Origin of the sequence: Campylobacter sp. RM5004 (assembly GCF_022369455.1) — a bacterium.
Taxonomy (GTDB): domain Bacteria; phylum Campylobacterota; class Campylobacteria; order Campylobacterales; family Campylobacteraceae; genus Campylobacter_E.
The window spans coordinates 1,724,658-1,747,829 of record NZ_CP059599.1 but is presented as its reverse complement, the minus strand read 5'-3'; the positions used below and the strand labels follow the sequence as shown (position 1 = coordinate 1,747,829).

The following is a 23,172-nucleotide window of genomic DNA, read 5'->3' as shown; positions in this document are numbered from 1 at the left end:
CATTTAAGGAGCTTAATGAAAAAAGCCTTCACTATGATTGAACTAATATTTGTAATAGTTATTTTAGGAGCATTAGCAGCAGTTGCAATTCCTAGATTAAGTGCTACTAGAGATGATGCCGAGATAGTAAAATCAGCTCAAAATCTAGCTATATTATTAGAAGATTTAAGCTCATACTATACAACTCAAACAAACTTTAGTAGCAATTTAAAAGATATGACTTCACAAGAATTAAAAGATGATAAATTTTTTAATATTAAAAATACTGATTGCTTAGAAATAACTACTGATGAATATTTCATAGTAGTTAAAAAATTAAAAACAAAAAGCGAAATATGTGATAAATTACTAAACCTTAATTCAGTAATACAAATACTAAAAGGTAGAATTTCAAAAACAAATACTAATTTTACCGATATTTCTAAAAGCGATATTGTTTATATTCCAGTAGGTGGAAGTAATATAAGTTATTAGAATTTGAAATAGGAATTAGAATCTAATTCCGAATTCAAATTCTTAGCTTTTTAGTTATTAAAAAGCTTATCTTATATTATCTAACTTCTCGCAAGCGTATTTAAATCCTAATTCACAAGATTTTCTTAAAAATTCTAAAGATTTATTTTCGTAATGTTGCGCTACTTCATAACAACTTTTATTATCTTTGTTAAAGCAAGCATATTTATATAAATCAAGTGCTTTTTCTTCATTTATATTAGTACCTGTTCCATTGAAATACATATTTGCTAGATAATAACAAGATGAGTAATTTTTGTTTTCGCATTCTGCTGTATATAAGTCAAAAGATTGTTTATAAATTTTTTCATAATCTTCGCATTTTGTATAATTTACTTCGCAGTAATTTGCATAATCATAACAAGCTTCCGCGTTATTATTTTTACATTGTTCTTTCGCTATTTTAATAGTCTTATTTTTATATTTTTTGCTTAATTTTGAATTTTCTAAAATATCAGAATATTTGTAAATATCGCTTAATGCCTTGCAAGCGTTATAACTTTCGTATTTTTCACAAGCTATTTTATAATAAACGCTAGCGTTTTTTTCATCTTCTCTATCAAATTGATAAAAATTTGCATTTTGCATACACTCTTGCAAACTAGCACATTCGTTTGCACCTAAAGTTAAACCAAGTAATAAAATTGATAATTTTTTCATACTAACTCCTTTTTTAAAGCTAGTAATTTTAGCAAATTTTTGAAAATGTATATATGAAAAAAATAAGAAATAAAGAAAATCCTAGCTAATTTTAGCTAGGAAATAATTATAGTGCTTTTTTAGCTGCTTCAGCAATTTTTGCAAATGCTGCTGCGTCGTTCATTGCCATATCTGCTAGAACTTTTCTATCTAGTTCAATTCCAGCTTTTTTAAGACCATTCATAAATCTTGAATAGCTTAAATCATTTAAACGGCATGCCGCATTAATTCTAATAATCCATAAACGGCGGAAATCTCTTTTCTTGCGGCGTCTATCGCGGTAAGCATATACCAAGCTTCTTTCTAATTGTTCTTTAGCTTTTCTAAAGTGTTTTCTACGACCGCTATAAAAACCTCTAGCTAATTTTAATAATTTTTTATGTCTTCTGCGTCTTACTACGCCTGTTTTTACTCTTGCCATAATTTCTCCTTTTAATGGCGTTTGCCTAAAGCAAATCTTTCCCGAAACGGGGGTAACGAATGATTAAAAAATCAAAAACTCTTATTTCATACAAAGCATTTTAAGAACACGGCTCTCATTTGTAGCATGAACAAATTTTGCTGTTCTTAAATCACGCATTCTTTTTGCAGGCTTTTTAGTTAAAATGTGGCTTCTAAAAGCTGAACCACGTTTAATTTTGTTTTTGCCTACTCTAAAGCGCTTAGAAGCACTTTTTACGCTCTTCATTTTTGGCATAAGCTTTCCTTTTTGTTGAATTTTCTAAAAAAGAAGAATAGATTTTAGCATAAAAAGTTTATATATAGCTTATTTTATTTGAAAGTAAGGCAAAAATAAGCAATAAAGAGCTAATGATTATCATAAAAATAATTGAAATATCAAAATTTCCACTCAAATCTTTAAAATATCCAAAAATAATAGGTCCTATTGTTGCGATTAAGTACCCAACACTTTGTGCCATTGAGCTAAGATATACGGTAGTTTCACTATTTTTTGACTTTATTGCAATCATAGTTAGTGCAACTCCAAAAATCCCACCAACAGGAATAGAAAATAATAAAGCAGAAAATATCAAAATATATATATTTGAACTAAGTAAGCATATAAAAAATGCAAATATATTGCTAAAACAAACTAAACATAAAAGCAATGTATTATTGCTTGAATTTGCCATTTTGCTAGGGATAAAATATGCAGAAAACATAGCACAAAATTGAAATAATATAACGATATTTGTGGCTGCGTCGTTGCTTAAATTAGTTGCTAAAATGCTAGGATACCAAGTAATTATCGTATAAAATACACAGCTTTGTAAGCCCATAAATCCTGTTATTATCCAAGCTTTTTGGTTTTTAAAAATGCCTAAAAAATCTTTAAATTTTTTAAGATTTTGTTTTCTATTTAATCTATTATTTTTAATAAAAGGAAGATAACAAAACAATGCAATAATTGCAAAAACAACCCAACAAAACAAAGTTCCGCTTAAGCCTATGTATTCAGCTAAATAATGCCCAAAAACTCCAATTAAGCTAGAAACACTTAAAATCATTCCATAAATTGCCATAATTTTGCCTATATTTTTAAAATTATTTTTGATAAAACTTGGCATTAAAACATTTAAAATTGCAATTCCTAAGCCTATTAAAATAGTTCCAAAAAATAAGAAGAAAGTATTAAAAAATGCCCTTGTAAATAAACCTATAATAATTAAAATAATTGCAGAAAATACAGCTTTTGTGTTTGGTAAAATAGGAGCTATTAAAGAAAATATGAAAAAGCATAAAAGTGGCAAAGAACTTAATATTCCTATTTGGGTTGAATTAAGCTCATAAGAAAGCATGATTTTATCAACCAAAGGGCCTATTGCAGTTATCGGTGCTCTTAAATTAAGTGATATAAAAATTACACATAAAATGCTTATTAAAAAATAATTTTTTTTCATAATTTTCCTTTACAAAACTATAAAAAAATATATTAAACAATTATAAAGCATTTAAATATATAATTGTTTCTTTTTAAATTTTTATATAAGGAAGTTTTTAATGTTTGAATTAATTAGTGATTCTTTTAAGCAAGCAGTAAATAAATTAAAAACAATAGATGATGAAAAAGCGTTAAAAAACGCAATGGAAACACTGAAAAAATCTTTACTAAAAGCTGATGTTCATTTTAAAGTAACCAAAGAATTATTAGTTAATGTAGAAAACGAAGTAAAAGCAAAAGGAATAGGTCAAAAACACTTCCTAGATGCTATTAAAAACAATCTTACAAACATATTAACACCAGAAAATAAGATTAGCGAATTTAGATTTTCTCCAAGTGGCTTAACATCAGTTATGATGATAGGTTTGCAAGGTGGCGGTAAAACAACTAGCACAATTAAATTAGCTAACTATTTAAAGCTAAGAAAGAAAAAGGTCTTAGTTGCAGCGTGTGATTTACAAAGACTTGCAGCGGTAGAGCAATTAAGACAATTATGCGAAGCAAATGAAATTGATTTATTTTCAATGGATAGCAAAGACCCTTGCGAAATTGCATCTGAAGCATTAAAAAAAGCAAAAGATAATTTATACGATGTTTTATTAGTAGATACTGCTGGTCGTTTAGCAATTGATGAGCCACTAATGAATGAGCTTGCTCGTGTAAAAGAAATTGTTAATCCTTATGAGAGTTTTTATGTAGCTGATGCTATGAGTGGTCAAGAAGGTGTAAAAACTGCTGAAATCTTCAATGAAAAAATAGGAATTAGTGGTGTTATTTTAAGTAAATTTGACGCTGATACTAAAGGCGGGGTTGCTTTAGGTATAGCAAAATTATTAAATCTACCTTTAAAATTCGTAGGTATCGGAGAAAAAGTAGGAGATTTTGAAAGCTTTGTGCCTGAAAGAATTGTTGGCCGTATAATGGGTGAAGGTGACTTAGCGACTTTAATGGAAAAAACTTCTGCTGTATTTGATGAAAAAGAAGCAAAAATTTTAAGCAAAAAGATTAAAAAAGGTGAATTTAACTTCAATGATTTTATAAACCAATTAGAAAGTGTTAAGAAATTAGGTAATTTAGGCTCATTAGTTGGAATGATACCAGGACTTAGTGGGGTTGCAAATAAAGTTAAAGATATAGATTTAGAAAGTTCAAAAGAAATGATACATATTAAAGCTATGATTAGCTCAATGACACCAAAAGAAAGAGAAATGCCAAGTCTTTTAAATAATGCAAGAAAAGCAAGAATTGCAAAAGGAGCAGGACTTTCTCAAATGGAAGTTAATAGATTTTTAAAACAATTTGAAAATGCTTCAAAAATTGCTAAAAAACTTTCAAAAGGTGGTATGAAAGGTTTAAGTTCTATGTTAAATCAAGGAAATTTTCCAAAATAATAAAAAATTTTTAAAGCTTTAAACTTATTTAAAGCTTTTTTATAGACAATTTTTGTTTATAAAAAATCTTTAAATCAATCAAGGAGAAAAAATGACAGTTGTAAGACTAACAAGAATGGGTAGAAAGAAACGTCCTTTTTATCGTATAGTAGTAACAGACAGCAGAAAAAGAAGAGATGGTGGCTGGATTGAAAGTATTGGATATTATAACCCAATGAGCGAACCAGAAACAATTAAATATGATGCTGAAAGACTAGCTTACTGGAAGAGCGTTGGTGCAAAACTAAGCGATCGTGTAGCAAGAATTACAAAATAATGGTAAAAGATTTTATTTTTACATATGCAAAAACAATAGCCGCAAATCCTGAGCGGCTAGAGATTTTTGTAGAAGAAAAGCAAGATAATTTAGTAGATATTGTTATTATGGCTACTAAAGTTGATGCAGGAAGACTTATAGGTAAGTCAGGTAAAATAATCACTGCTATAAAAACAATAGCTGTTAATAATAAAAACACTCAAAAATTAAATTATAAAATCACGGTAAAAACTTTTGATGAATAATTTGGTTTTTGTTGCAAAAATAGGTAAAACTCATGGATTAATTGGGTTTTTAAAACTTCATAATAAAAGTGATTTTTACGAACAATTTAAGCCAAAGGCTGAATTTTTTGATAAAAATGGTAAGAAATTCATTATAAAATCTTTTGATTTTAATAATTCTTTAATTCAATTTGTAGGATATGAAGATATAAATAGTGCTAAAGAATTAGTAAATATGGAGCTTTATTCAAGCGTTGAGAATACTAGAAAGAATATTAAATTAAATAAGAACGAACATTTTTATTTTGATATCATAGGACTTTTAGTATATGAAGAAGATGAGCTATTAGGTAAAGTTGTAGATATTCTTGAGACTGGAGCTAATGATTTGTTAGAAATTAAAACAGATATAAATTTGCTTAATCAAGGAATGCCAAATAGTTTTTATATCCCATTTCATGATAATTTTATAATCTCAGTGAACGAGTGTATTAAGGTAAAAAATTCTAAGGTTATTTTAGAAAACTCATAATGACATTTAATTTTATAAGTTTATTTCCAAATTTAATTGAGAGCTACTTTAATGAAAGTATTTTAAAAATTGCAAAAGAAAAAGAACTTATAAAATTAAATTATGATAATCCAAGACTTTATTCAAAACATAAACATAACAAAGTAGATGATACAAAAATCAGTGGCGGAGCAGGAATGCTTATGTCTTGTCAGCCTTTATTTGATTGCTTAGAAAATTACAAAAATACTCATATTATTTTTTTAAGTCCAACAGGAAAACCTTTTAAACAAATTGATGCAAAAAGATTAGCTCTAAAAAATGAAATAACTTTCGTATGCGGAAGATATGAAGGAATTGATGAGCGTGTTTTTGAAAATTATGCTAATGAAGTTTTTAGTATAGGAGATTTTGTATTAACTGGTGGAGAATTAGGCGCTTTATGTTTGTGTGATGCCATTGCTAGAAATGTAAAAGGTGTGTTAAATGAAGAAAGTTTGGTTGAAGAAAGTTTTGAAAATTATTTGTTAGAAGCACCATCTTTTACCAAACCTTTTATATATGAATACAAAAAAAATAATATTTTTAATAAATTTTATTCAATTTCAAGTTTTGTTAAGGGTAATCACGCTAATATTAACCTTTTAAAAAATCATCTATCGTTTTGCAAGACTAAATTCCACCGCCCGGATTTACTTGCCAAGCACAATAATTTAAGGAAAAACTATGAGAAATAAATATATTGAGCAATTTGAAGCTAAGCAAATTGAAGGTAAAAATGTTCCAGATTTTAGAGCTGGTGATACTTTAAAACTTGCTATTCATATTAAAGAAGGCGATAAAACAAGAGTTCAAAATTTTGAAGGTATTTGTATAGCTCGCCGTGGTCAAGGCACAGGTGAAACTTTTATGGTTCGCAAAATAGGTGCAAATGGTGTTGGAGTTGAGAGAATATTCCCAATTTATTCAGATAGTTTAGAAAGCATAAGTGTTGTTCGCCGTGGTAAAGTAAGACGCTCAAGACTATTTTATCTACGCAGATTACGCGGTAAAGCTGCAAGAATTAAAGAACTTAAACGCTAATATTACGGAGATTTTCTCCGTTCTTCTTATGATTGAAATCAAAAAAGCTTCAGAAAAAGATTTAGATTTAATTTTGAGTTTTATTAAAAAACTCGCAGAATACGAAAAACTATCAGATTGTGTAGTTGCAACTACTGAATTATTAAAAGAATGGTTATTTGAAAAAGAAAAAGCTTATGTTTTAATAGCATATTATGATTTTAAACCTGTTGGCTTTGCTTTGTATTTTAATAATTTTTCAACATTTTTAGGAAAATGTGGCATTTATCTAGAAGATTTGTTCGTAGATAGCGATTATCGTGGTTTAGGAATAGGCAAGGCTATTTTTCGTGAATTAGCCAAGATTGCTTATGAGAATAATTATGAAAGAATTGATTTTTGCTGTTTGAATGACAATGAACCAAGTTTAAAATTTTATGAAAAAATCGGAGTATTTAGGCAAGATGATTGGGGAATGCTAAGATTAGATAAAATAGGCATTGATAAACTAGCTAATAAAAAAATTTAAATTCATAATTCAAATTCTTTTTAAAATTTTTGCATTTACTTTATAATTTAAACAATGCATTTTAATGTAAAAATTTATAATAATTTCAAATAAGAATTTATCTTAATCAATGGACTTTAGGGCAAAGTAATTAATCATAATTTTGTTAAAATGAAACATTTAATTTTTTATGAAAAATAACGATTACAAAATAAGGAAAACTCATGAAATATAAATTAAGTTTATCATTATTAACTTGTTTAGCAATCAGCGGGGGGGGGTATTTATTCGCAGAAGAATTGAATTGCAGTGGGATTAGTCCTTGTGATTTAACAAATAAAACAATTACAGTAACAGGAACTCAAAATATAACACAAGATATACAAGGAAATGGAGCAAATATCAGTGTTACTGGAAATCTAACAGCTAATAATATTACTTTAACAGGTGGTAGTTTTAAAAATGATAAAAGTGGACAAATTAATATTACAAATCTTAATGGGAGCGGTACTGCTTTTACTGGTAGTGTAGGTAATGGTGCTTTATTTAAGGTAGATAATTTTACTTTAAAGGATAAATCAAATTTTTATATTTGGCACAATAATACTGGTAATACATTTGTTAAAATAGGAACTTTAACACTAGATAATTCTTCTTTTTCTAAAAACTCAAGTGTTGAAATAAACAAAGCTATTATGACAAATGGTGCAGATTATGCAAATCATTTTTATGGAACAACTATAAATGAATTAGAAATAGATAGTACTTCTAAATTTAATAATGCTCAAGGTGGTTCTACTATTAAAAAAGTTACAAATGTAAGTCAGAATGGAGCCAAAGCAACAATTAATGCAGGTGGTGGTAATTTAACAATAGGAGATTCTGCAAATCCTACACAAAATTCTATGACAAATATAGATATCAAAGGAGGTGGTTCTTTTGAAGTTATTAATATGAAACTTGATAGCACTAATAAAATAGATGTTAGTGGTAATATTGTTTTAAATGGAAAAATAGATATTAATAGTATGGATTTATCAAAAGCAACTTCTACTCCAACTTCACATAAAATTGTTATTAAAGATAATTCTAATGTTGTAATTACAGATACAAATCTCACAAATCAATCTATAAATGCAAATAGTTCTAACGATAAAAATGGTTCTTTGACAATTAAAGGTGGAATTTTTAATAATGTTAATATAGGTGGAGCAGGAACTAATTTAGCAAATCTTACTCTTGATGCTATAAATATAGATAATGGTGGATTAAATAAAAACAACAATATAACAGCTCAAAATATAACAATTAATAATATTACAACTTCTAATAATGCAAATATTAATGCGAAAACAAAATTAAACATAACTGGTTCAACTTTAAATAATACAAACAATATTAACGCAGCTAATGCAGAAATAGGAACTTCTACAATAGGAGCGAATATTAATGTAAGCAAAGAACTAAAAGTAACAAATGGAGCTAATTTAAACGGCAGTGTAACAGCAGGAACTATTATTGCAGAAAGTGGATCTGTATTTAATGGCACTACAAAGGTTAACGATAGCATCATAGCAAATGCAGGTTCAAGTTTTAAAGGCAATGTAAGTGCAACTAATAAAATTACTTCAACAGGTGCTACATTTGATGGCATGGTAACTGCAAAAGATTTAGAAAGTTCGGCAACATCTAAATTTAATAACAACATAAACATTACAAATTCAATCACTGCAAGTGATACAACATTTGCTAAAGATGTTACTGCAAACACAATCACAGCAAATAATGGTTCTAACTTTAACGCTAACACCACAGCGACTAGCAAAATCACTTCAAATGGTGCTACATTTGGTGGCACAGTAACAGCAAATGAGCTTGAAACCTTAGCAGATAACAAATCAACATTTAGTGGTAATGTAGATATTGCAACTTCAATTACGGCAAATAATGCAGATTTTAAAGGCAATGTAAGTGCAACTAATAAAATCACTTCAACAGGTGCTACATTTGAAGCAGAAATAAAAACAGCATTCTTGGAAGCAAACGCTAATTCTAATTTTACAGCTACTAGCAATGTAAATGCAACAGATATTAAAGCAACAGGTTCTACATTTAGTGGAAACATAGTTAAAAACAATTCAATCACAGCTGATAGCTCAACTTTTGAAAAAGCAATTGATACAAATACATTAACAGCTACTAACAACTCAAGTTTCAAAGGAAATGTAACAGTAGCTAACAAACTAACTTCAAATGGTGCTATATTTAACGGCACTGTAACAGCAAATGATTTAGAAACCTTAGCAGGAACAATATCTTCAAGTTTTGCTAGCACAGTAAATGTTACAAACACACTAACATCAGCTAATGCTAAGTTTACAAACAATGTAACAGCAGGAACTATCACTGCAAACAATGGTTCAAGCTTTGGTGGAATTACCACAGCTAACACAATCACAGCTAATAGTGGCTCAGTATTTGATACTACAAGTACTGTAAAAGCAAACGATAATATCATAGCAAATGCTGGTTCAAGCTTTAAAGGCTCAACAACAGCAACTAATAAAATCACTTCAAACGGAGCTAGTTTTGATGGTACGATAAATTCAGCATTCCTAGAAGCTAACACAGGCTCAACATTTGCAGCTACAAGCACTGTAAATGCAACAGATATTAAAGCAACCGGCTCTACATTTAGTGGCACAATAACTAAAAACAATTCAATCACAGCTGATAGCTCAAGCTTTGCTAATGCAATCGATACAAATACACTAACAGCAAGTAATGGTTCTAAATTTAATAGCTCAGTAAAAGCAAATAATTTAGAGACTTTAGTAGGAACAACAGCTTCAGAATTTGCTAGCACAGTAGATGTTATAGATACATTAACATCAGCTAATGCTAATTTTAAAGGCAATGTATCTGCAAAAGAAATAATAGCTAACGATAAAGCAATTTTTAGTGGCGTAGTAACAGCAAGCGATACTATTACAGCAAACACTGGTGCAAACTTTACAAGTGAAGTTAATTCAAACATACTAATAGCAAATAATGGTTCAGTATTTGATACAGCAAGTAAAGTAAATGTAAAAGATAGCATTATTGCAAATGCGGGTTCAAGCTTTAAGGGTAGTGTAGCAACTGATTTCTTAGCAGCTGAAAAAGGTGCGGAATTTATAGGAACAACAGATGTAAGACAATTATACGCTAATGGCTCAGTATTTGGTGGTAAAGTAAGCATTAATTGTGAAGATCCAGCTGTTTGTGGTTCAGTAATTAGTGGCTCTACTTTTAGTGATTTAGAATTAAAAAACAATACTCAAGCAATCATTGATTCTGGTTCAAAAGTTGCTAATCTAACTCTAAGCGATAATACAATGGCTAAGCTAGATAACAATTCAAACATAGGTAATCTAACTTTAACAAACCAAGCTAATAAGGTTTTAATAGAAGGTGGTTCGCAAATCACAGGAACTATTGAAAACCACGGCGAAATCTATGTAAATAATGGAACAATCTCATCAGTTATTACAGGTACAGGTGATTTATTCACTAATCAAGTAACCTATGAAAAAGATGTAAGCCTAAGCGATATAAGAAATAGTAGCAATGCTACTTATAAAGGCGATACAAAAGTAAGCAATAATGCAGAAGTAGATAATAGCACATTTAATGGAATGCTTAATGTTGATAATAAGCTTACTGCATATCAAGGAAACAAGTTTAATATAGTTAAAGCAAATAGCGCTGATTTCTTATACGATGCAAATAAAGGTGCTAGTAAAGATATAACAGCAAATGATATTAATGTAACTACTGGATTAGTAATTGATAATATCAATGTAACTTCTAATAAAATTAGTGCAAACATAGCAACTATTAAAAATAGTGCTAATGTAAGTTCTTTATTAACAGGTGCTAGCGATGCGGCTACTAAAGTTTATGATGCAAATATTACCAAAGGAAATACTTATAATGTAGATAATTCAACCATTAAAGGTGGTATAAGAGCTGATAAACTAAATACAAGCAAGTCAAGCATTCATGGTCAAGTTGCAACTAATACTTTAAATGCTACAAATACGACATTTTACATCTACGGAAATGGATTTGGAGAAGATGATTCTTTATATAAAGGATATAGTGGAGCTATAATTGCTAGAGAAGGTGCAATTGGCGGTGGAAATAGAATTCAATTAGCTAATACAAATTTAAGTAATTTAACACAAGGTTTCGTTCCTGTTGCTATCATTAAACAAAGCACACCTACCGGAGGCGTAGTAACAGCAGCTACAACTTCAAGCATAGGAGAAGACTTCTTTAAAGTTACTTATAAATCAAAGTTAGCAATGTATGAATTAGTAGATAAATACAAGCACTTTAGTGATATTAATGGTAGTTATGTTTGGAGTGTTGGAGTTAGTGGAGAAGACTTAGTAAATAATACAAACATAGATAGTGTAATAAGCGGAGCAGATAGCACTAACATAGCAAATGGTGCAAACAATAATTATAATCTAACAAGCCTTGAAGTAGAAGTTGGCGATATGTTTAAACCTACTGAGTTTGATAAAGAAGCAATAGATACAGCTAAGTTCATTCTAACAAGCCCTGATTATATAATTAGAACTAAAAACAATACTTTAAGTAAAAGATTTAGAGCTTTAAAAGATTATAAATTAGGCAATGGTTTTTGGCTTGATAATCAAATGGGTTATGCAAAGTATGAATACAACGCAATCCGCTATAAGAATATGAGCGTTGGAATTGATAAGACTCATGAGTTTAATAATTCAGATTTAACTCTAGGTTTAGCTGCTAGTGTTGGTAGAGCTGAGACTAAAGGTAATTTAAGCTCAGATGCTGATTCTAAAGGATTTGGAATTTATGCGCTAAATAAATTTAATAATAATGTTTTTATAGGTGCTAATGCTTTCTATCACAATATCGCAAGCTCTTATGAAGCAAAAATGCTAGATGTAAAAGCTAATAAAAGCCACAATGTATATGAAGCAAGTATTGAGAGTGGTGTTAGATTTGGAGATAAGGTATATTTCGAACCTAGCTTAAAATATCATCTAACTTCATATAAACCAACTGCAATTAATCAAGAAGGTTTAGTATTAAAAGGAGATAGTCAGTTAAAGCATGAATTAGGAGTTGCTTTAGAAGGTGGATTTAAAGTGCCTAATGTATTTGATGCGTATTTAGCAGTAGGACTTAGCAAAGAATTAAACCACAAGCCTGATTTAATCTTCATTGATGAACTTAAAATACAAAACAAAGTAGATGGAAGTAAAGGTGATACTAGTGTAGGAATTAATTTCGGGGTTGATTATAAACTAAGCCCTAATGCTTCATTTAATATAGACCTAGGAAGCAATCTATACACTAACTCAGATAAAGAACTAAAAGGAAACATTGGTTTTTCATATAAGTTTTAATTCTTAATTCCTAATCCAAATTCTTTTAGAGTTTGGGTTGGGATTGATATAATTTATTAAAAATTTTTTATTAAATAGTTGTTTTTACACTATAAATTAAGCTAAATCTTTAATTTTTTTGCTACACTTTATACTTTTTAACTTTAAAACAAGGTTTTTCATATGGATTTTCACAGTTTTATTGAACAAATAAACGGCGTTTTAGTTGCCTATGTGCTAGTATTTGCTCTTGTTGGAATAGGGCTGATTTTTACAATTTATCTTGGCTTACCACAATTTCGCTATTTTAAAGAAGGTCTTAATGCAAGTTTTGGCGATTTATTTAAAAAGGGCAAAAACAAAAACTCAGGTATTACAGCTCTTCAAGCTATGATGATTTCAATCTCAGCTCAAGTTGGAACAGGAAATATCATAGGCGTTGCTACTGCTATTAATTTAGGTGGTGCTGGGGCTATTTTTTGGATGTGGGCTAGTGCATTTTTAGGAATGGCTACTATTTTAGCTGAAGGTGTTTTAGCACAACGCTATAAAGTATGGCAAAATGGACATTATATAGGTGGTCCTGCGTTTTATATAAAGCTTGGTCTTAAAAAGAAATTAGGCGCTAAATTTTGCAATTTTTTAGCAGGATTTTTCGCTATTGCAATCATTATTGCTCTAGGTTGTGCAGGTCAAATGACACAAAGCAATTCAATTTCAGGCTCAATTCATCAAGCATTTGGAGTAGATTTAAAAATTACAGGAGCAATTACAGCAATTATTGCAGGGTTTGTGGTAATTGGTGGGGTTAAGAGAATTGCTAGATTTGCTGAACTTGTAGTGCCTTTTATGGCTATATTTTATGTTTTAGTTGCAGTATATATTTTAATAACATTTCACGAAAATATTGGTAATGTATTTTCTATGATTTTTAAGCAAGCTTTTGGACTTGAAGCAGTAGCTGGTGGTGCTGTTGGAATTGGAATAAAAGAAGCTATTAGATATGGAGTTGCTAGAGGGCTTTTTGCTAATGAAGCAGGTATGGGAAGCACTCCACACGCACATGCAAGCGCAACTACTAAAAACTCTGTTTCTCAAGGTTTTGTTGCTATGCTTGCAGTATTTATTGACACTGCATTTATTTGCACAGCAACTGCTCTTATAATCTTACTTAGCGGTGCTGATTTAAGCTTAAGCGGAATTGAGCTTACAACTTCTGCATTTAGCATAGCTTTTGGAAGTATTGGTGTAAAACTTCTTGCAATCTGCCTTGTGTTTTTTGCATTTACAACTATTATTGGCTGGTATTATTTCGCACAAATTAATGTGCAATATCTATTCTCAAACAAAGCTTTGCCTATATTTAAGGTAGTATTTGTTTTATGTATTTTTATAGGTGCAATGCTTAAGCTTGATTTAGTTTGGAGTATTTCTGATTTATGTAATACTTTAATGGTATTACCGAATGTTTTAGCATTATTTTTATTAGCTCCTATTGTAAAAAAAGAATTAGTAAAATTTAACGAAAGTAAGAAAAAATAATTTGTAATTCCTATTTCAAATTCTAGAATTTGAAATAGGATTTTGTTTTATAGTTTTGAACTATCAAGTTCTTTAATTAGTTGTATCATATCCACATTATTGATTTTAAAGTTTATATTTTTGATATCTTTTTCAAGTTGTTCGTCTGAATATTTTCCACTATCTTTATCTGCAATAGCTTGTAAAATATCAAATTTGTTTTTTATCTCAAAAACTTGTGCAATTTTGTGTGGTTTGTTTTCAAAAATTGTATTTATTAAATCAGCTAAAGGCTTAGGAGCTTTGTTTAGGTCTTTATCAATGATATTTTTTATATTTGTTAAGTCATTGTAAATTACTAAATTAGTATTTAATTTATTAAGTAAAAGCGTTCCTACATAATCTTCTGCTTTTAATCCTGCTAATTTATTACTAGAACTTGTGCTATTTGGATTTTCTGTATCGTATTTCATTCCGTATTTTTCAAACATATCAAACATTTTTGCTAAAACATCAAAATCAAAAACTACATTAAATTCGTTTTTGTTATTTTTACCAAAAATTCTCGTATTTATTTGCATATTGCCATTTTTTGTAATGTTTTTACCCGTAATATTGCTTGAGATTTCGTATTCATCGCCTGCAATCTTAGTTAGTTCAGACAAATTAGCATTTACAAGACTTTGATAAGCAAGCATACTATTTACAACATGACCAATTGTAATTGATTCAATTTTGCTTTTTGTATAAACTTCTTTTGGCATAGATTCAAGTGCTTCTTTAATGCTGATTTCACCTTTTTTATTGCCTGTATAAATAGCATTTGTTTCTAAGCTAATATTTTTAACATGAAGAATATCAAGCTCAACACCACCACCATTAGGATTATCAATATTTATATCTATACTAGCATTTTTGCAACTTATATAAGAGCTTTTATTTTCGCACTTATATCCATCGGTTTTAAGGCTTACTGGTGTGCCTGTTGCTAAATAAACTAGAGCATTAACAGCTGCAAAAGATTCTTTTAATTCTTTATTAAGCCCATTTTCAAAATTTTTAGTAGCTTCATCGCTGATTTTGTTGCCACCACATCCTATGAAAGCAATTGCTACTGCACTTAAAGCAAGTAATTTTTTCATAACATCTCCTTTTTTTGTAATTTATAAAGTATATCAATATGTTTTTAATAAAAGAGATTATTAAAATTATCTTTAAATAATAAAAATTATTATTTGATAAATTTTTAATTAATTATTTTGAGTTATAATTTCAAAACAAATTCAAATTAAAGGAGACAAAATGTCATTAGAAAAACAATTATTACAATTACAAGCTGATGCTCACGCATTATTTTTAAAGTTTCACAACTATCACTGGAATGTAAAAGGCTTACAATTTTTCGCTCTTCATTCATATACTGAAGAAGCTTACGAAAAAATGGCTACTATGTTTGATGATTGTGCAGAAAGATTATTGCAATTAGGACATAAAGCAATAGTTTGCCCAAAAGTTTTAATGGAAACTTCAAAAGCCCCTACAACTGATAAAACTTGCTTTGAGGCAACTGAATTAGTAGGTTTAATTTTAGCTGATTATGAATACTTACTAGCTGAGTTTAAAAAGCTAAACAAATTAGCTGAAGATGCAGGCGATACAACAACTGCAGCTTATGCTCAAGAGCAAATCGCAGGATATGAAAAGTCAATTTGGATGCTAAAAAGCACAGGTGCAACTAGCTGCTGCGTTAAGTAATTAATAAAAAGAATTTGAAATTCCTATTTCAAATTCTTTTCTTAAAATAAAGCTTTTAATTCTTCTTCACTTAATTTTGCACGATTGTATTTAATCAAATAAAAATCATCTTTTTTATTAATATCAATTATAAATTCATTTTCTACTTTAGGTAAGCTTGTAGATTTGTAAGTTTTATAATCATTCGGATTATCCATGTTTTTTAGCATAACAAACCAAGCTACACAAATAATTGCAATAATTATTAAAAACTCATCATGTAAATTTGCTTGCATAAAAACACCACACAAAAACGCTCCTAAAAACGAGCCAAAATATCCGCAAGAATTAGAAAATCCTAAAACTAAGCCTTTTTGTCTTGCTTTGCAAATCTTAGAAATTGAGCTTTGCATAATAGGTTCATGTAAGCAAAATGCAATGAAATACATCACAACAGCTAAGAAAAATAAATAATAATTTGAGCTTAAAAACACAAGTGAAGATAAGCAAAATAAAGCAACTCCGCTAAGTAAAATCGTTTTGCTTTTGCCTTTTGATTCGCCTACAACTCCACCAACTCCCATCGCTAAAAATCCAAAAAACATAGCAACACTATAAACTATCCACAAATCATCGCTATTTTTATGAAATACATTTACAAAACTAAGTGGAATTATCATAAATGTGCTTGAAGTTAGCATTTTTTGTAAAAAACAGGTTATATAAAGTTTATTTAGATTTGCACTTAAAAATGCTTCTTTAAAAGGGATTTTATCTTGCTTTTGCCAAGCTGTTTCTTTTGGCAAAAACCACAATAAAACAACACATAAAACACTTAAAATCGCACTAATATAAAATAAAGCCCCAAGACCAAAAAAACTAGCAACAAGAGAACCACTCACAATAGCTACAACAAAGCTAAGTCCAATAGCACCGCCCATTAAAGCCATTGCTTTTGCTCTATCTTTTTCACTTGTAAGATCAGCAATCATCGCAGTTGCAACACCGCCAATAGCCCCCATACCTTGCAAAATCCTACCAGCTAGCATGGTATAAATATCATTTGCATTAGCACAGATTAAACAACCTATTATAAAAATAATTAGTCCTATAAACATTGTTTTTTTACGCCCGATTTTATCACTAATAGCTCCGAATGGAATGCTAAAAATCATTTGAAATATCGCATAAATACCAACAATAAGACCTGCTAAAACATTATTAGCTCCTTCTAATTCATGCGAATAAAGGCTAATTACAGGCAATACTATAAAAAGTCCAAAAAATCTTGATGCAATTATAAAGCTTAAAATTATGGTGTTTTTATTCATAATCTATCCTTTTTGATAAAAGATTATTTTACTCCTAATTTTATTTACCACTAATTTAATATGAATTATTTTTCAACGCAAAATAAAGCCCAGCTTAGTTCTTGTTTGTTTAAATCTTTGTCATTTTTGAATAATTCTTGTAATTTTTCATCTTGAATAGGATTTAGTGTTTTGTAAGAAAACTCAACGCTTTTTTTCAAACTTTCATAATCTTTATAATAATTTTCATTTTTTATGCTTATTTTATCAAGTGTGAAAAAATATCCTAATTCGTGCAAAATATTTGCCGCATAAATATAATTTGGAGTTGCGATTATATCTAAATCTAAGGCATTTATTATTTTTTCATGAATGTAAGAATTATCTATTTTATAAGTAAAATAAAGTCTTTTATTGCAAACTTTAAGCAAGGTTTTTAAAGCACTTTCTAAGTCTAAAACATCTAAACATCTACTAGCATACACCAAATCCCAAGAGCCGTTTAAATCATCAAATGAGCCATTAATAATCTTAGCATTAGGGCAATTTTGTTTAGCAATTTCTAGCATTTTAGATGAAAAATCACATAATGTAATATCGTCTAAATTAGAGTATTGTGCTAAAAAGCCACTCCCACAAGCAAAGTCAAGCAAACTAGAACAATCTTTAAAATTAACCCTTTTTAAAAACTCTTTAACATAAATTTCATGCTTTTTAAAATCACTAAAACTATTAGCTTTTTTATCCCATTCATTAGGACTTTTGCTCTTAAAATCACTTAAGCTCTTTTGCTCTTTATATAAAGAAGCAAAAGAGATTTTAGAAATATTTGCAGCTTTTAGCATATTTATCCTTTAAAAACTAGGAATTAATATATCCTTGAAATTTTTATTTAAAAATTCTCTCATTTTTTCACTTTGCATTGCTTTAAGAAGAACTTTTGTTTTTTGAGAGTTTATATTTTTACTCTTAACAGCTAAAACGCTTGCATAATCACTTGTGCTATCTTCATGCAGTATTGAATCTTTAATAGGATTTAGCTTAGCAAGTAATGCGTAATTTGTATTAATTACTGCTAAATCGCACTCATTTAGGGTTCTTGTTAATTGTGGTGCTTCTATTTCTTTTATATTAAGATTTAGTGGATTTTTGCTTATATCTAAAATGGTTTTTGTTTTAGAGTTTTCGCTAAATTCTATCAAATTACTTTTTGCTAATAATTCTAAAGCTCTAGTTCCATTAATAGGATCGCTTGGAATATAAACTAAAGCATTTTTAGGCAAATCTTTTATATTTTTTATAGTTTTTGAATAAGCTGCCATAGGTCCTATAAAAATCTTTCCTGCACTTACTAAATCACTTCCACGCTCTTCGTTAAAGCTATCTAAAAAAGGCTTTGTTTGGGTAAAATTCGCATCTAATTCTTCATCATTTACTGCATAATTTGGCAAAATATAATCATTAAATTCAACTATTTTTAATTCATAACCTTGCTCAGCAACTAAGTCTTTTACATTTTCTAAAATCATTGCAGTTGGATACGGAGTAACACCTATGCTAATTATTTTATCATTAGCATTTACTAGACCTAACAAACATAAAGATATTAATAATTTTTTCATAATTTTCCTTTAATTATTTTGTAATTAGAAGAAAATGTTTATCATTTTCTTTCTAGCTATTCGCTTGCTTTATTCTTAATTTATGCGTCTAGCTAGAAAGTTTTAGCTAGACGCTATCGCATCTGCATCATTGAAGTTCCTTTTTTGTTTTTTCAATACTACTTATATAGATTTAATAAGTGTATATTTTTTATAATATTTATCATTTTATGTGTAGTTATGAAACTATTTTAGGAATACTTTTTGCTTTTTAAATAAAACGTTAAAGGAAGATAAATGAGGGTAGAAAGTATTTCAATTTTTGATGAAGCAAAACTTCAAAAAGCTCAAAAGGCTGCAGGTGTTTCGTTTTCATCTATTTTTGCAAGTGAGTTTGCAAGGGTAAATCCTAAGCTAGAAACTCAAGCTGAGTATTCGCTAGATAAAGACATAATAGACGCTTCAAATATTTTTATAGATAGGTTTAACGATTCAAGATTTAAAGTATTTGATAACGATTTAACAAAAATCAACGCTAGTATTTCTAAACAAAACGAATTGATGAAAGCTAGAGTTTTTAATAGCACGGAATTTGGTTATAGTGTTGATAGTAGTGGCTTTTTAGGAGCTGATTTTAACAAGGCTGCTAATTTGCCAGATGATTTTAAAATACATTCAAGCACGCTTAAAGAAATCTCAAGGCAAAGTAATCTTATGACTATGCCACAGGTAGGAATTTTTAATAATATTTATGAAAATATTGATTATGCAGACACTATCAAACATCAATTTAGATTATATGAGCAAATCGTAGGAGATGTAAATAACTTTAGCAAAGATGATATTTCTAATATGCCAAATTATGTTGATTTAATAGGGCTTAAAATCAATAATGGCTACACATTTGATTATTCACAGGCAAATGTAGGAAATAAATATTATGAGAGTAAAGATGATGCTTTAAAAATAGGCTTTAAGTTTGATTATGATTTAAGTGTAAATAATAGTAGAAAACTTAATTTTGATTTAAGTCCATACATAAAAGATGGCGAGATTTCTAATGCAGGATTATTTGTTAGTTTTCTAGGTGGCACACAAGGACTAAAAGTAAGTGATAGCGGTGCAACTAAGATTAAAGATGAATATAAAGAAAGAATGCTTATAGAAGATGCTTTAAGCAAACTAGACCCAAAAGAAGGCATAGATATTTCAAAGCTAGAATTTCTAACAGGACTTAGCAAAGAAAAAATCCAAGATTATTTAGACAGATTTGAAGATGAGAAGAAACTAAGCAAAAAGGTAAAAGAGCTAAGCCAAAGCCTAGCAGTAGACGCTTTACTAAACAATAATTATTCAAATGATTTTAGAACTAGTGCTAAAGATTTTTATAAAAGAGTGCAAATATAAAAATATTTTTATTAACTAGGTTTTTAGATAAAACCAAGGCTTAAGAATTTGAAATAGGAATTTCAAATTCTTAGTTCCAAGCTGGGGTATTGCTAGTGTTTAACTCTTTAAAGTCTTTGTTAGATTTATAATTTTTAATACTTTTTAAGACTAATTTTCTTAACATAAAAATCGCAATTAGATTTATAATAGTTGTAAAAAACATTAAAAAATCAGCCAAATTCCATACAAATTTTAATTCAGCTAAAGTCCCCATAAAAACACATAAAATAGCTATGATGTTAAATATTATTAAAGCTGTTTTGCGTTGTGTAATAAACAATAAATTAGCCTTAGAATAATAATAATTGCCATAAAATGAAGTAAGACAAAACAAAATTATAAAAAAGCTTAAAATAAACGAGCCAAAATCTCCAAAATAAAATCTAAAAGCTTCATTAATTTCGTAATTTCCCTTAGCAAATAAAACAAACACAGCACTAGCAGTGCAAACTAATAAATCCATAAGAACAGAAAAACTTTGCACAAAACCTTGCTCGCAAGGATGAGCGCATTCTACACTAGCAGCGACATTTGGAGCGCTTCCCATACCTGCTTCATTTGAAAATAATCCACGCTTAGCACCTATTACAATCACACTTCCAAGCAAGCCACCACCTGCACTATTTAGATTAAAAGCATTATAAAATATTTGCAAAATCACATTTAAATCAAAATATCTAATAAAAACATAAAGAGCAAGAAGCAAATAAGAAACAATCATAAAAGGAACGATTTTTTTACCAAAACTTATTCCATTAAAAAATATAAAAGCAGCAACAAGCGTGATTAAAATCTCACTATATTTAAAATCAAGATGATTTTTAATACTAAAACCAAGCAAAGCATTAAAGCCTACAATATCAGCAAGGATTAAAAATATAGCAAAACATATAGCAAGAGTGTTTAAACCCAAGCCATATTTTATATAAAACGCCACTCCACCATAATACTTTTTATCATCTTTACGCTTATAAATTTGAGCCAAAGTGCTTTCGCAAAACGCACTCGCAGCTCCAAAAAACGCAAAAACCCACATCCAAAAAATAGCCCCAGAACCACCAGTTGAAATAGCAATGCTAACGCCTATTATATTTCCAACGCCTATTTTTGCTCCACTAGAAATCAAAAAAGCTTCATAAGAGCTTAGGTTTTTTTCTTTTGGTTTATTTAATAAAATCTTAAAAATATTTTTAATATGAAGTTGTGGAAATGCTAAGTAAAACGAGAAAAACACCCCCGTAAAAATCAACATAAAAACTAAAATATTTGAATACAAATAATCATTAATCAAGTTTAAAATTTCGGCTAATTTATCAAAATACATTTTTTCTCCTATTTTAAGATAATAAAAAAATAAGTTTATAAAAGAGTAAAAAAGCCTTTACGATAATTTTACAAAGATTTTACATTCAAGAAAACTAAGCCTTTCTTTTTAGTCTATAATTAGCCATATTTTTATTAAAGGAAAGGTATGTCAAGAGAAAACATTGTAATAACGATAATTTTTGCTATCGTTTGTGTTAGCTTTTTGTTTTGGGGCTATTCAACCACTAATTCTTATGTGTTTTTTACAATAGCTGCTATTTTTGGAGTATTTTTAGCTTTTAATATAGGAGCAAACGATGTTGCAAATGCTTTTGGAACTAGCGTTGGAGCAAAAACACTTAGCATTAAACAAGCTTTAATAATAGCTGCGATTTTTGAGTTTAGTGGAGCGTTTTTTGCTGGTGCTGAAGTAACTGCAACTATTAGAAGTGGAATTGTTAGCGTTAAAGATAATATAGAGCCTATTCATTTTGCTTATGTTATGATGAGTGCTTTATGTGCTGCTAGTGTTTGGATATTTATAGCTACATTTAAATCTTTACCTGTTAGCTCAACTCATTCTATCGTAGGTGGTATTTTAGGTTCAGCCTTAGCACTAGGTTTTATTTCACAAAATAATTCAAGTGAAGTTAGCTGGAGTGGAATAGGAACTATTGTTTTAAGCTGGTTTGTTTCTCCTGTTTTAGGCGGACTTTTAAGTTATTTTGTTTATTCTTTAGTTTATAAGTTCATAGTAATTCCAACAAAAGAAAAAACAATAGCTCTAAAGCAAATCAAAAAAGATAAAGAAGAATATAAAAAGCAATATATAGATGATTTTATGCAAAGCGAAAAATCAAAGCAATATAGCGAACTTTACGGCATTTTACTTAACGAAAAGGGCGAATATTCAAATAGATTGAAAGAATTCTCAAAGCGTGAAAAAGCCGTTGATGTTAGTGGATTTTTAAGCAAACGCATACCTGTTTTAGCTGCTTTAATTGCTTTTGTAATCTCATCTATGTTATTTTTTAAAGCTTTAAAAAATGTTGATACAGGACTAAGTCATTTTAGCCTTGCTTTAATAATTTTATTAATTACTATAAGTGCTTATATAATCTGCGTTGGAATTATTAATATTATGAAAAAAGGCGAACCAAAAAAAGCAGTAAATCGTATTTTTTCATGGTTTCAAATCTTTACAGCTTGCACCTTTGCCTTTTCGCACGGAGCAAACGATATTTCAAATGCAGTTGGACCATTTGCAGCGATTTTAGATATTTTACATACCGATAAAGTAAATCCAACTTCAGCAGTGCCAACAATAGTAATGCTTGTATTTGGTATATCATTGGTTGCTGGACTTTGGTTTTTAGGAAAAAGCGTTATTAAAACCGTTGGTAAAAATCTAGCAAAAATAAAGCCAACCACAGGCTTTAGTGCTGAGTTTGCTTCAGCTATTGTAATTTTATTAGCAACTCAACTAGGAATTCCAATTAGCTCAACTCATATTCTAATAGGAGCAGTTTTAGGAATCGGCGTATTTAATAAAAACGCAAATTGGAAAATGATGAAACCAATAGGCTTAGCATGGGTTATTACTTTACCTGCAAGCGCATTGATGTCTGCGTTATTTTTAAGCTTACTTTATTATTTATTTTAG

Annotated in this window: 22 protein-coding genes; 13 read left to right on the top strand and 9 right to left on the bottom strand. The window is 29.1% G+C overall.

The annotated features are described in order from the left end of the window. Positions 1–15 precede the first annotated feature (15 nt). Positions 16–474 carry a type II secretion system protein gene (locus AVANS_RS08660; RefSeq protein ID WP_239817481.1) on the top strand — a complete coding sequence of 153 codons (459 nt, stop codon included), beginning with the start codon at positions 16–18 and terminating at the stop codon, positions 472–474. Positions 475–540: 66 nt separating this feature from the next. On the opposite strand, the gene AVANS_RS08655 is transcribed toward AVANS_RS08660, so the two are convergent. The 4 genes from AVANS_RS08655 to AVANS_RS08640 form a co-directional block, all read right to left on the bottom strand. Beyond that, positions 541–1,173, bottom strand: coding sequence for a hypothetical protein (locus AVANS_RS08655; RefSeq protein WP_239817480.1), 633 nt, complete (start codon positions 1,171–1,173; stop codon positions 541–543). A 106-nt stretch (positions 1,174–1,279) separates the two neighbouring features. Then, positions 1,280–1,633, bottom strand: a complete 354-nt coding sequence (rplT, locus tag AVANS_RS08650) for a 50S ribosomal protein L20 (RefSeq protein ID WP_239817479.1) — start codon at positions 1,631–1,633, stop codon at positions 1,280–1,282. 81 nt (positions 1,634–1,714) lie between these two features. Beyond that, positions 1,715–1,909, bottom strand: coding sequence for a 50S ribosomal protein L35 (gene rpmI, locus AVANS_RS08645; protein ID WP_239817478.1), 195 nt, complete (start codon positions 1,907–1,909; stop codon positions 1,715–1,717). Positions 1,910–1,967: 58 nt separating this feature from the next. Continuing rightward, positions 1,968–3,113, bottom strand: coding sequence for an MFS transporter (locus tag AVANS_RS08640; RefSeq protein WP_239817477.1), 1,146 nt, complete (start codon positions 3,111–3,113; stop codon positions 1,968–1,970). A 100-nt stretch (positions 3,114–3,213) separates the two neighbouring features. On the opposite strand from AVANS_RS08640, the gene AVANS_RS08635 reads away from it, so the two are divergent. The 9 genes from AVANS_RS08635 to AVANS_RS08595 all read left to right on the top strand — a co-directional run bounded on the left by AVANS_RS08635 (position 3,214) and on the right by AVANS_RS08595 (position 14,131). Continuing rightward, positions 3,214–4,545, top strand: coding sequence for a signal recognition particle receptor subunit alpha (locus AVANS_RS08635; protein WP_239817476.1), 1,332 nt, complete (start codon positions 3,214–3,216; stop codon positions 4,543–4,545). Between the two features lie 91 nt (positions 4,546–4,636). Beyond that, on the top strand, positions 4,637–4,861 hold the full coding sequence (gene rpsP / locus AVANS_RS08630) for a 30S ribosomal protein S16 (protein ID WP_239817475.1): 225 nt from the start codon (positions 4,637–4,639) through the stop codon (positions 4,859–4,861). Further along, positions 4,861–5,106, top strand: a complete 246-nt coding sequence (locus tag AVANS_RS08625; RefSeq protein WP_239817474.1) for a KH domain-containing protein — start codon at positions 4,861–4,863, stop codon at positions 5,104–5,106. The genes rpsP and AVANS_RS08625 overlap by 1 nt, the downstream gene beginning before the upstream one ends. Beyond that, positions 5,096–5,617: a ribosome maturation factor RimM gene (rimM, locus tag AVANS_RS08620; protein WP_239817473.1), complete on the top strand. Its 522-nt coding sequence runs from the start codon at positions 5,096–5,098 to the stop codon at positions 5,615–5,617. Before AVANS_RS08625 ends, rimM begins: the two co-directional genes overlap by 11 nt. Beyond that, positions 5,617–6,333, top strand: coding sequence for a tRNA (guanosine(37)-N1)-methyltransferase TrmD (gene trmD / locus AVANS_RS08615; protein ID WP_239817472.1), 717 nt, complete (start codon positions 5,617–5,619; stop codon positions 6,331–6,333). Before rimM ends, trmD begins: the two co-directional genes overlap by 1 nt. After that, positions 6,323–6,679 (top strand): 50S ribosomal protein L19, encoded by a 357-nt coding sequence (rplS, locus tag AVANS_RS08610; protein ID WP_239817471.1) that lies wholly within the window; start codon positions 6,323–6,325, stop codon positions 6,677–6,679. Before trmD ends, rplS begins: the two co-directional genes overlap by 11 nt. Before the next feature lie 28 nt (positions 6,680–6,707). Then, positions 6,708–7,187, top strand: coding sequence for a GNAT family N-acetyltransferase (locus AVANS_RS08605; RefSeq protein WP_239817470.1), 480 nt, complete (start codon positions 6,708–6,710; stop codon positions 7,185–7,187). A gap of 203 nt (positions 7,188–7,390) precedes the next feature. Beyond that, complete coding sequence (locus AVANS_RS08600; protein WP_239817469.1) at positions 7,391–12,610, top strand: hypothetical protein; 5,220 nt, start codon at positions 7,391–7,393, stop codon at positions 12,608–12,610. A gap of 162 nt (positions 12,611–12,772) precedes the next feature. After that, positions 12,773–14,131 (top strand): sodium:alanine symporter family protein, encoded by a 1,359-nt coding sequence (locus tag AVANS_RS08595; protein ID WP_239817468.1) that lies wholly within the window; start codon positions 12,773–12,775, stop codon positions 14,129–14,131. A gap of 47 nt (positions 14,132–14,178) precedes the next feature. On the opposite strand, the gene AVANS_RS08590 is transcribed toward AVANS_RS08595, so the two are convergent. Further along, the gene (locus AVANS_RS08590) at positions 14,179–15,252 is read right to left on the bottom strand and encodes a hypothetical protein (protein ID WP_239817467.1); all 1,074 of its coding nucleotides are present in this window, start codon (positions 15,250–15,252) and stop codon (positions 14,179–14,181) included. A 160-nt stretch (positions 15,253–15,412) separates the two neighbouring features. Here AVANS_RS08590 and AVANS_RS08585 point away from each other — a divergent pair, with 160 nt between their 5' ends. Beyond that, positions 15,413–15,865 (top strand): Dps family protein, encoded by a 453-nt coding sequence (locus AVANS_RS08585; protein WP_239817466.1) that lies wholly within the window; start codon positions 15,413–15,415, stop codon positions 15,863–15,865. A 41-nt stretch (positions 15,866–15,906) separates the two neighbouring features. Here the strand turns inward: AVANS_RS08585 and AVANS_RS08580 are convergent, their stop codons facing one another. The 3 genes from AVANS_RS08580 to AVANS_RS08570 all read right to left on the bottom strand — a co-directional run bounded on the left by AVANS_RS08580 (position 15,907) and on the right by AVANS_RS08570 (position 18,776). Further along, positions 15,907–17,175, bottom strand: a complete 1,269-nt coding sequence (locus tag AVANS_RS08580; protein WP_239817465.1) for an MFS transporter — start codon at positions 17,173–17,175, stop codon at positions 15,907–15,909. A 65-nt stretch (positions 17,176–17,240) separates the two neighbouring features. After that, entirely contained in the window at positions 17,241–17,999 is a 759-nt protein-coding gene (locus AVANS_RS08575; RefSeq protein ID WP_239817464.1) for a class I SAM-dependent methyltransferase, read from the bottom strand. 9 nt (positions 18,000–18,008) lie between these two features. Further along, the gene (locus AVANS_RS08570) at positions 18,009–18,776 is read right to left on the bottom strand and encodes a MetQ/NlpA family ABC transporter substrate-binding protein (protein WP_239817463.1); all 768 of its coding nucleotides are present in this window, start codon (positions 18,774–18,776) and stop codon (positions 18,009–18,011) included. Between the two features lie 276 nt (positions 18,777–19,052). Here AVANS_RS08570 and AVANS_RS08565 point away from each other — a divergent pair, with 276 nt between their 5' ends. After that, a complete protein-coding gene (locus tag AVANS_RS08565) occupies positions 19,053–20,162 on the top strand; it encodes a hypothetical protein (RefSeq protein ID WP_239817462.1) in 1,110 nt (369 codons plus the stop codon). 70 nt (positions 20,163–20,232) lie between these two features. On the opposite strand, the gene AVANS_RS08560 is transcribed toward AVANS_RS08565, so the two are convergent. Next, entirely contained in the window at positions 20,233–21,528 is a 1,296-nt protein-coding gene (locus AVANS_RS08560) for an alanine/glycine:cation symporter family protein (RefSeq protein WP_239817461.1), read from the bottom strand. Positions 21,529–21,675: 147 nt separating this feature from the next. Between AVANS_RS08560 and AVANS_RS08555 the strand changes: the two genes are divergently transcribed. Next, the gene (locus AVANS_RS08555) at positions 21,676–23,172 is read left to right on the top strand and encodes an inorganic phosphate transporter (protein ID WP_239817460.1); all 1,497 of its coding nucleotides are present in this window, start codon (positions 21,676–21,678) and stop codon (positions 23,170–23,172) included.